9 protein-coding genes are annotated in these 9022 nt (G+C 63.8%); all 9 read right to left on the bottom strand.

Annotated features, from left to right (window positions below; genetic code table 11):
- A partial coding sequence (locus AC5IJH_RS11110; protein ID WP_491902884.1) for a deoxyribodipyrimidine photo-lyase occupies positions 1 to 1027 on the bottom strand: 1027 nt, incomplete at its 3' end.
- A gap of 157 nt (positions 1028 to 1184) precedes the next feature.
- Entirely contained in the window at positions 1185 to 1505 is a 321-nt protein-coding gene (locus AC5IJH_RS11105; protein WP_491902883.1) for a cytochrome C oxidase subunit IV family protein, read from the bottom strand.
- A 21-nt stretch (positions 1506 to 1526) separates the two neighbouring features.
- Complete coding sequence (locus AC5IJH_RS11100; RefSeq protein WP_491902882.1) at positions 1527 to 2273, bottom strand: cytochrome c oxidase subunit 3; 747 nt, start codon at positions 2271 to 2273, stop codon at positions 1527 to 1529.
- Positions 2266 to 3927 (bottom strand): cytochrome c oxidase subunit I, encoded by a 1662-nt coding sequence (gene ctaD, locus AC5IJH_RS11095; RefSeq protein WP_491902881.1) that lies wholly within the window; start codon positions 3925 to 3927, stop codon positions 2266 to 2268. The genes AC5IJH_RS11100 and ctaD overlap by 8 nt, the downstream gene beginning before the upstream one ends.
- A complete protein-coding gene (coxB, locus tag AC5IJH_RS11090; protein ID WP_491902880.1) occupies positions 3924 to 5060 on the bottom strand; it encodes a cytochrome c oxidase subunit II in 1137 nt (378 codons plus the stop codon). Before coxB ends, ctaD begins: the two co-directional genes overlap by 4 nt.
- Positions 5061 to 5111: 51 nt before the next feature.
- On the bottom strand, positions 5112 to 6059 hold the full coding sequence (locus AC5IJH_RS11085; protein WP_491902879.1) for an SCO family protein: 948 nt from the start codon (positions 6057 to 6059) through the stop codon (positions 5112 to 5114).
- Positions 6060 to 6090: 31 nt separating this feature from the next.
- The gene (locus AC5IJH_RS11080; RefSeq protein ID WP_491902878.1) at positions 6091 to 6795 is read right to left on the bottom strand and encodes a hypothetical protein; all 705 of its coding nucleotides are present in this window, start codon (positions 6793 to 6795) and stop codon (positions 6091 to 6093) included.
- Positions 6782 to 8074, bottom strand: coding sequence for a hypothetical protein (locus AC5IJH_RS11075; RefSeq protein WP_491902877.1), 1293 nt, complete (start codon positions 8072 to 8074; stop codon positions 6782 to 6784). The genes AC5IJH_RS11080 and AC5IJH_RS11075 overlap by 14 nt, the downstream gene beginning before the upstream one ends.
- A 29-nt stretch (positions 8075 to 8103) precedes the next feature.
- On the bottom strand, positions 8104 to 9012 hold the full coding sequence (locus tag AC5IJH_RS11070; protein WP_491902876.1) for a c-type cytochrome: 909 nt from the start codon (positions 9010 to 9012) through the stop codon (positions 8104 to 8106).
- Positions 9013 to 9022 lie beyond the last annotated feature (10 nt).

Raw genomic sequence — 9022 nt, 5'->3', positions numbered from 1 at the left:
CGACCAGTTCATTGATGTAAGCGTCGTACGCGGACTGCGGAGCCTTGCCGGCAGCAATGGCCTTCTGCACCTCGAGCACAATGCGCAGCGGGCTGATGTGGCCGAAGTGCAGGTAGGGCGAGAGCTGGCTGGTGCCGTTGAGCTGCGGCTTGCGGCGTGCCTCCTCGTAGTTCGCGAGCTGGCGGTCGATGAACAGGCGCAGCCGCGCGAGCGCAGCGTGCGAGCCACCCCGGAACGTGTCCACTGGCCCGATCCTGCGGTTGAGATTGCTCCAGCCGCGCGTGATGTCGTCGTCGAGCACCCAGCGCTCGAGGCCGCGTGGCGACGTCCATCGCTTCGCAACTGTGGGCGGCTGCGGTTCGACCAGGTACTCCGGCAGGAGCGGATGAAGGCGCTTGCGGAAGAGGTGCTGCGCGAAGAAGCTCCGCTCGAACAGGCACGAGGGCACGACAACGTCCGCATCGACCGTCCAGTACGGGATGTCGAGGCGGTGCGCGAGCACACTTCGCCAGCGCTCCGGATCGCGCAGCGGATTCTCGTCCCCAATGATGATCGCGGCGCCCACCTCCGCAGCGAAGCGCTCGAGCGAGTGATTCGGTGGCCGGCGCACGACCAAGCCCACGCCGCGTTCCGCGAGATCGTGCTCCGCGTCATGCAGGCCCTGGTTGAGGAAGGCGTAGTGCCGCCAGTTGGCGCGCGGAAAGTTCGAGATGGCCGAGAAGTACGCGACGACAGGCAGGCCGAGCTCGTTCGCGACATCGATGGCGCAGTCGAGCGCGGGATTGTCCACGCCCCGCTCAGCCCGTTGCATCCAGTAGACGACGCACTTGCCGTTCGCATGGGGCGCACCGCCGCGACGAATGCGGATGCGCGGCGTGTTTGCAATGCGGCGCAGCGGCTCGGGGAGCGACGCGAGCGAGGCATCGCCGGCTTTGCTCTCGGCCGGCGCCTGGGCCGGTCGCGTACCAGCGGCTTTCCGGATGGAGCTGGCCTTGATGGTGCTTTTGGAGGTCGTTTTGAGAGGCATGGAGAAAGGGCGATGCGGGTGTGTCTCGCTCTCAGGATAGACGGGCGGGCGCGGGCTCCCGGGCGCTGCGCTGGAGATCGTGTTCGCCGGATGCGAGAGTGGAGCAAACAGAACGGGCGGCCCGGAGGCCGCCCGTTCTCGGAGCAGGTGGATGCGCCTACCAGAGACCCCAGGCGCGGCTCATGTAGTCGCTGAGCGTCATCGTGATGAGCACGAGGAAGGTGAAAAAGCCCGCCGTGACGGTCAGCATCACCAGCCGCGAGCTGTACTTGACGTGCATGAAGAAGAGGATCACCAGCGTCGCCTTGACTACGGCGATCGCGAGCGCGATCACCGGGCTGAAGACGCCCAGGTTGACGAAGGCGATGCCGGTCGTAAGCGCCGTCATAACCAGCAGCGCCAGCAGGATCAGGCCGTAGATCTTGGGTCCGACAACGTGGTGCTCAGCGTGATTATCGGCGAGTGTGGGGTGCGACACGGGCGGAGTCCTTGAACGAAATTAGTGCAGCGGGTGACGGCTGATCAGATAGAGCAGCGGGAACAGGAAGATCCACACAATATCGACAAAGTGCCAGTACAGGCCGAAGTTGTCGATGGTGGATGTGTGTCCGTTCGTGTAGGCCCCCTGCCAGGCTTTGTAGAGCAGGCCGAACAGGATCGAGATGCCGATGATCATATGCAGCGCGTGCATGCCGGTCATCGCGAAGTAGAGGAAGAAGAAGATCTGCGCGTGCTGCGCCATGTCGGGGGCGAGCGCGGTGTCGCGCTTGTCCGCCGGATGGACGAAGTCTTCGATGGAGAAGTTGGCGCCGGGCACGTGGTGCTCGACGAACTTCTCGTGGTATTCGACCGACTTGATGCCAAGGAAGACGAGGCCGAGCAGGATGGTCGCGCCCAGCGAGATCATCAGCCCGCGCCGGTTGCGCATCTCGGCGGAGAAGACGCCCATCGCCATCGTAAAGCTCGAGAGGATCAGGACGGCGGTGTTCGTGGTGCCGAGCCCGATGCCCAGGGTGTTCGAGGCCGAGACGAAGGCGTCGTAGTACCAGTTCCGGTACAGCAGGTACGCCATGAAGAGGCCGCCGAAGAACATGATCTCCGTCAGCAGGAACAGCCACATCCCGAAGGAGACCGCCTCCTTCTGCTGCTCCACTGTTTCAAAGTGGTGGCGCAGAAAAGCAGGGTGCTCTCCTTCGTGATGGGCAATCTCGGCCTCGTTGCGGACGGCTACGGTCTGGCTATCCAACGGTCGTTACCTCGTGCTGTGTCTTGTTCGCCCAGTATTCGTAATCGTACGCTTCGAAATCGACGACCGGGTTCTCGAGGAAGTTCTCGGTCGGCGGCGGTGACTGGATCTGCCACTCGAGCCCGGTCGCCTGCCACGGGTTCGAGCCCGCGATGGCGCCGTACTTGAGCGACCACACCATGTAGATCATCGGCAGCAGGTAGCCGACGCCGAGCACCGTGGCGCCTGCGGTCGAGAGCACGTTGAGCACCTGGAACTCCGGCGGATACGCGTGATAGCGGCGCGGCATGCCGAGGTAGCCGAGGATGAACTGCGGGAAGAAGGTCAGGATGAAACCGATGAAGGTGGTGACCGCGGCCAGCTTCGAGATCGACTCCGGATACATGCGGCCGGTCATCTTGGGCCACCAGAAGTGGATGCCCGCGAGGTAGGCCATCAGCATGCCGCCGACCATGACGAAGTGGAAGTGCGCCACGATGAAGTAGGTCTCGGTCAGGTGGATGTCCATGCCGAGCGAGCCGAGGAAGACACCGGTCAGGCCGCCGATGGTGAACAGCCCGATGAAGCCGAAGGCGTAGAGCATCGGCGTCTCGAAGGTGATCGACCCCTTATAGAGGGTGGCGCTCCAGTTGAAGATCTTGATCGCCGAGGGCACCGCGACGAGCATGGTGAGCAGCGAAAAGACCAGCGCCGAGTAGTTCGACACACCCATGATGAACATGTGGTGCGCCCAGACGAAGAAGCCGAAGACCGCGATGGCGACCGACGAGAAAGCGACAGCGGTGTAGCCGAAGACGCGCTTCCGGGAGAAGGTGCTGATGACCTCCGAAATCACGCCCATGCCGGGAAGAATCATGATGTAGACGGCAGGGTGTGAGTAGAACCAGAAGAGATGCTGGAACAGGAGCGGGTCGCCGCCCTTGGTCGGGTCGAAGACGCCGATGCCGATGGTACGCTCGAGCGCGACGAGCACCAGCGTGATCGCCAGCACCGGGGTGCCGAGCACCATCAGGATGGACGCCGCGTAGTGCGACCAGACGAACAGCGGCATGCGGAACCAGGTCATGCCCGGAGCGCGCATGCGGTGCGTCGTGACGATGAAGTTCAACCCGGTGAAGATCGAGCTGAAACCGGCGATGAAGATGCCCATCGCCGCCGTGACCACGTGGGTGTTCAGGTAGTGGGTCGAGAGCGGCGTGGTGAACGTCCAGCCGGTATCGACGCCGCCGAGCACCAGGGCGGAGACGGTGAAGATGCCGGCGATCATGTAGAGATACCAGCTCAGCAGGTTGATCTTGGGGAAGGCGAGGTCGCGCGCTCCCAGCATGATGGGCAGCACGAAGTTCCCGATCGTCGCCGGCACCGAGGGCACCAGGAACAGGAAGATCATGATCACGCCATGCATGGTGAACAGCTTGTTGTAAGTATCGGAGGCGACCAGATCCGGGAGCGGCGTCAGCAGCTCAAGGCGGATCAGGCCGGCGAAGGCGCCACCGAGGAAGAAGAAGAAGGTGATCGAGATCAGGTACAGGATCGCGATCCGCTTGTGGTCCCCGGTAAGCAGCCAGCTCTTCAGGCCGTACTCACTATTCAGATAGCTGCGCCTGGGCAGCGTAGCGTCCTGCTGATTGGGAAGGCGAACAACGGTGCTCATTGCGGTGAAACCCCCATGCCCCGCGAGGTGGACGTGTCGGCTGGGGTCCGATGAGGCTGCCCGGAATCCAGCGTGAGGCCGGTACGGTAGTCCGGCGCCGCCTTGGTGGCGTTTTTCTGTTCGGCGCTCAGGTCTTTGGTGTTGAGCGTCTGCTGCACTCGATAGTTCGAGTTTAGACCCTTGATGTACTCCACCAGGTCGATCAGCCCGTCTTCGCTCACTTGACCTTGATAGGTCGGCATAATCGGGGCATATCCTGCGAGCTGATGCGTGGTCGGGTTCAGAATGGAGCCGCGCAGGAATTCGTCATCGACGGTGGTGGTGCGGCCGTTCTGGAGCGTGACCGAGCTGTTGTAGATGCCGGCGAGGTTCGGACCGCGCGCTGCCGCATTGCCGCTGTGGCAGGAGTTGCAGCCGAGCGAGGCGAACAGGCGCTCGCCGTTCTGTCCCAGCGACTGTCCGCTGGTCGAGCCGGAGGTCCACTTCTGGTAGTCGTCGGGCTGCATGGCGACGATCTCGCCGATCATCGCCGAGTGCAGCGTGCCGCAGTACTGCGTGCAGAAGAGGTGATAGGTGCCGGGCTGCGTGGCGCGGAACCAAACGCTCGAATAGCGGCCCGGGATCACCTCACGCTTTACGCGGAAGGCCGGGATCGAGAAGCTGTGAAAGACGTCCTGCGAGATCATCGTGAGCTGCACGTCGCGATTGATCGGGATGTGCAGGGCATTGATCTCGTGCTGACCGCCCGGGTGCTCGGCCTTCCACATCCACTGCTTGCCCACGATGTAGATGTTCATCGCGTTGGTCGGCGGATTGTAGATACGGAAGTAGAGCAGCGCGCCCCAGACGAAGCACACCATGAAGAGCGCCAGCGGGATGATGGTCCAGGTGGCCTCCAGCAGGGTGGAGCCTTCGATGTGGGTGGGATTCGGATTGCGATCCCGGCGATAGCGGATCGAGAACCCGGTCACCATCAGGAGGACGACCACCAGGCCGACGAGCGAGATCAGGATCAGGAAGAAATAAAACGCGTCCATGTAGGGCGCAATGGCCGAGGCCTGCGGCGGAAACAGCGCGGAGTCCGTCAGCCACTTTATTAAGAATTGCCAGAGAACCGGGCTAATGAAATGCATCGTTCCTTGTACCTGCGTTCCTTTTCCTGAACCTGCGTGGCCCGACTGCGTTTAAGCGACGGAGTGGGGCTCGTTCTTCCAGAGCTTGCTCTGTTTCGCATCGCGGCGAAACATGATGATCATGTAGCTGCCCAGCACCAGCACGGTGAGCAGACAGCCGGCCTGCACGATACGCGCGACGATCAGACTGTGGCGCTGCAGCGACGGGTCATAGCGATAGCAGTACGTCAGCGCGGTATCGACCACGGTGCCGATCTTGTGGTTCGAGGCGTCGATCAGCCCCAGCCGAAGATCCTGTGGCGAGTACTCGACACCCATGTAGTACTGGGCGATCCGCCCCTCGGGCGTGACGATCTGGATAGCGCTCGAGTGGGCGAACTGGTCGGACTTGCCGTCCGGTCCGGGCGTGCGCACGTAGCCGAAGCCGGTCGCGCGGGCCACGGCTTCGATCGCCGGCTCCTTGCCAGTGAGAAAGTGCCAGCCGTCCGCGGTGTCCTTGTGACCGTAGTAGGTCACCATCTCGCGCTTCTTGGCGGCCGCCATCGCCGGCGTCTCGCTCGGATCGATCGAGATGGCGACGATCTGGAACTCCTGGCCCGGCTTGTAGCTGACCATCTCGAGCGCGCCGGTCAGCCCGCGCAGCTCCTCCGAGCAGAGCACCTGGCAGCGGTAGTAGACCATCGCCAGCAGCACCGGGTGACGCCCGTCGAAGTACTGGCCGAGCGTGACCGGGCGGCCCTGGTCGTCGACGAACGCTGCATTCAGCGGCAGCTGCTGGTCAAGATGCTGGTGAACCGTTGCCGTCTTGAGAATGGCGGGGAGCTTGTCATCGGCCGGGTCGCCCATCTGCTTCTCCCCCGGAGGCGAGACCTGCGCGAACGCAGACAGGGCCGAGGCGCAGAGCAGCAGCAGCGACGCAAGGCGCACCAGCGCACCCGAACGAACGGTCCGGTGTGGGGTGGGCTGCGGGATCTGCGGGCTGAACTGCGGGGTGCTCACGATGCGACTCCTCGGTGAAGGTTCTGGCTAACTACTTGTGGCTGGTATAGGGCTGGGGCGTGGTCATCTGCGCCTGCTGGCCATACCGGGTGTCTTTGCGATCCTGCTGGTGGTTCTGCACCACTTCGAGCGTCTGCTCGTAGCCGGTGCGGGCGAAGCCGTTGGTCAGCGGCGGCGTCATCTGGAGCGGAATGTCCGCGGTCATCAGGGACGCATTCGGTGCCGTGGCGCCGGAGGCGACGACCGGCAGTCCGCGCTGCGCGACCAGTTGCATGGCCTCGCCGATCGGGATGCGCATCGTGCCCTTCTGCTGGTCGACCCAGGTGTAGTGGTCGAGCATCAGGTCTTCGCGGGCATGCATGTCGGCCAGATCCTGGTGGCCGTCATCGATCTGCAGCTGCGGCGTGGGGAAGCGCGCCGTCATCTTCTGCAACTGCTGCTGCTCCATGGCCGCGTTCGACTCGAGGTTCTTGCCCTTGCCGGGCGCGAAGTTGAACTGGTTCCACTTGTTGGGCGGACCATCGTGGCGCACGAGCGCGCTGTTGATCACCTTGCCCATGCCGAAACAGAAGACAAAGAAAATGACCAGGAAGACCATCAGCGAGACGAGAAAGACGATGATGCCGGTGACCTTGATATCCGAGGTCTCGTAGCCGGCCGTCGGCACGCCCGCGCCAGTCGGCGAGATCCCGTGCTGGCCGCGAGGGTCGTAGTCCGGGGTGTTAGGCGTGTGCATGTTCAGGCTCCAGAATCTCGGCCAGGTGCGGGTCGTTGGTCTGCACCAGCGGCCGCCGCGTGAGCTGGTTCAGATAGGCCACTACCCAGAACGCGATCATCGCAACCGGCACAGCGGCATACTCAAGAATACCAATGGAGAAGCGTAGTTGGCGGGGGCTGAAGCTTGGCTCGATCAACATGAACATGTCCCAGGCGCGCGCAAAGATCATCCACTTGGCGACCATCACGATGCGCTGCTTGTTGCGCTTGATATCGCGCGACAGCAACAGCGAGAACGGGATCAGCCAGTGGAAGATGAAATCGAGAGTGAACATGATGCCCCAGTGGCCGCGGATACGGTCGAGGTACCAGGGAATCTCTTCCGGCAGGTTGCCGGACCAGATGATCAGGAACTGCGAGAAGTTGAGATAGATGTTCAGCATGACGAAGGCAAACATCAGCTTGCCGAGATCGTGCTGTTCGGTCGTGCGCAGGATGGTGCGCATCGGCTCGACGCGCGACAGGCTGACCACCGTAATCACGGAGAGCGCCAGCACGGCATAGCCCTGGCCGACCAGGAAGTTGAGGCCGTACATGGTCGAGAACCAGGTGACGTCGGTCGACATGACGAGGTCGATGGCGAGCACGGTCAGGGTGAGCGCGTAGATCACGGCGCCGACACCCGAGATGTTCTCAAAGCGCTTCTGCCAGAAGGCGACGCGCGGCGCGCTGTCGCGATCGCGCTCGAGCGACCAGCGGTTCATCACGGCCATGAAGAAGAACCAGATCGCGAAGCAGACCACCATCTGGATAACCACGCTGACCGGGCTGAGCATGGGGTGCTTCCAGCCGATGGCGTGCGCCTGCTCCTTGGTGATGAGGTGCTGCTGAAGCGCCGGGTACGGATTGGTGTAGCGCGCCCAGAGGTAGAGCTTCTTCATGAAGACCAGCACCGGGATCAGCATCAGCGCCGGGACCCAGAGGGTGCGGCTCATCGCCTCGAGCGGACGCCGGATGAGCAGGCCCCACTTACCGCCGGACAGGTATTGGACCATCAGCAGGGCGAGGCCGCCAAGCGAGAAGCCCCAGCACAGCATGAAGCCCATCAGCCAGGAGCGGATCAGGTGGTCGAACTGGTCATGTTCGATGACGCTGGCCAGCACGGCCAGGATCACTCCCAGGATGGAGAAGACGACGGCGACCACGAGGGCGCGGCGGCGCCAGGCAGCGATCAGTGCCGGGGGCGCCGCGAGGTCGCCAGTCAAGGTGCGGGTTGCGTGTCCGTTTCCGTGCGTCACGTCGTTCGTGTCCTCTTCGGCCCTGCGCGCTAGCGCGGCAGGGGCTGCCCGGCCGAGGCCGGCTTCGAGCCCTTGGGCTGATACTTCATCGGGTCAGGGGTGGCCGAGCTGGTGTCCCCGTTGGGCAGGCTCATCTGCTGGCGCGTGCTCGACAGGGGTGTCTGGTTCGGGCTCTCCGGCACTAGGCCTGGTGACGTGCTGCTGGCCGGCGTCATGGGCATGGCAGAGACGGCGGTCTGCGGCAGCTCCCACGGTCCGGCATAGCTCGCGGGCAGACCCTGCTGGTCGGCCACCTCGCTCAACTGCTGGACGCGGGCGCCGGCTGGCAGATCGGCCTGGTGCGCATTCTGGCTGAGCTGGAGCGCGCGGATGTAGGCCGCGATCGCCCAGCGGTCGGCCACGCCGACCTGCGCCGAATAGTCGGGCATGGCGCCGTAGCCGTTGGTGATGACGTAGAAGTAGTGGCTCATCGGCTGCGCCAGGCGCTTCGCATCATGGAAGTTGCCGGCCGGCTTGTAGCCGCGCTCGACGATCATGCCCGCGCCGTTACCCACGCGCGAGTGGCAGGGCGTGCAGTAGACGTTGTACTTCTCCTGCCCGCGCTCGAGCACGGCAAGAGTCGCCGGAAAGGGCAGCGCGTCCACTTCCTTGCCGTCCTGGAGGCCGGTGTTGAAGAAGTCCGCCTGCGCCTCCTGCCCACGGGCGACCGTGTGGTCGACCTGCATGCGGGCGGAGCGGCCGTCGGGGAAGAAGTCGGTCCCCCGCTGGGGGACGAACTTGGGCTGGTTGTGCATGTCCTGACGGCAGCCGGCGGCGAGCGCCAGCGCGGCCAGGCTGCACAGGCCGAGGGTTTTGCGGATGGCGCTTGCCCGGTTTCGGTTCCCGGTCCGGGAGGCCGACGAGGCCGGGCGCGGCGTTTCCGTCAAGAAACGACGCATGGAGCAAAGG

The sequence above is a fragment of the Candidatus Dedyshia acidiphila genome, from assembly GCF_051025295.1.
Lineage (GTDB): Bacteria > Acidobacteriota > Terriglobia > Terriglobales > Acidobacteriaceae > KBS-83.
This window is presented reverse-complemented; position numbering and strand designations above follow the sequence as displayed.

What these genes read in the sequence shown, in the direction of transcription:
- ctaD (WP_491902881.1), bottom strand. Translation starts at nt 3,927, where the DNA reads ATGAGCACCGTTGTTCGCCTTCCCAATCAGCAGGACGCTACGCTGCCC.
- coxB (WP_491902880.1), bottom strand. Translation starts at nt 5,060, where the DNA reads ATGCATTTCATTAGCCCGGTTCTCTGGCAATTCTTAATAAAGTGGCTG.
- AC5IJH_RS11080 (WP_491902878.1), bottom strand. Translation starts at nt 6,795, where the DNA reads ATGCACACGCCTAACACCCCGGACTACGACCCTCGCGGCCAGCACGGG.
- AC5IJH_RS11070 (WP_491902876.1), bottom strand. Translation starts at nt 9,012, where the DNA reads ATGCGTCGTTTCTTGACGGAAACGCCGCGCCCGGCCTCGTCGGCCTCC.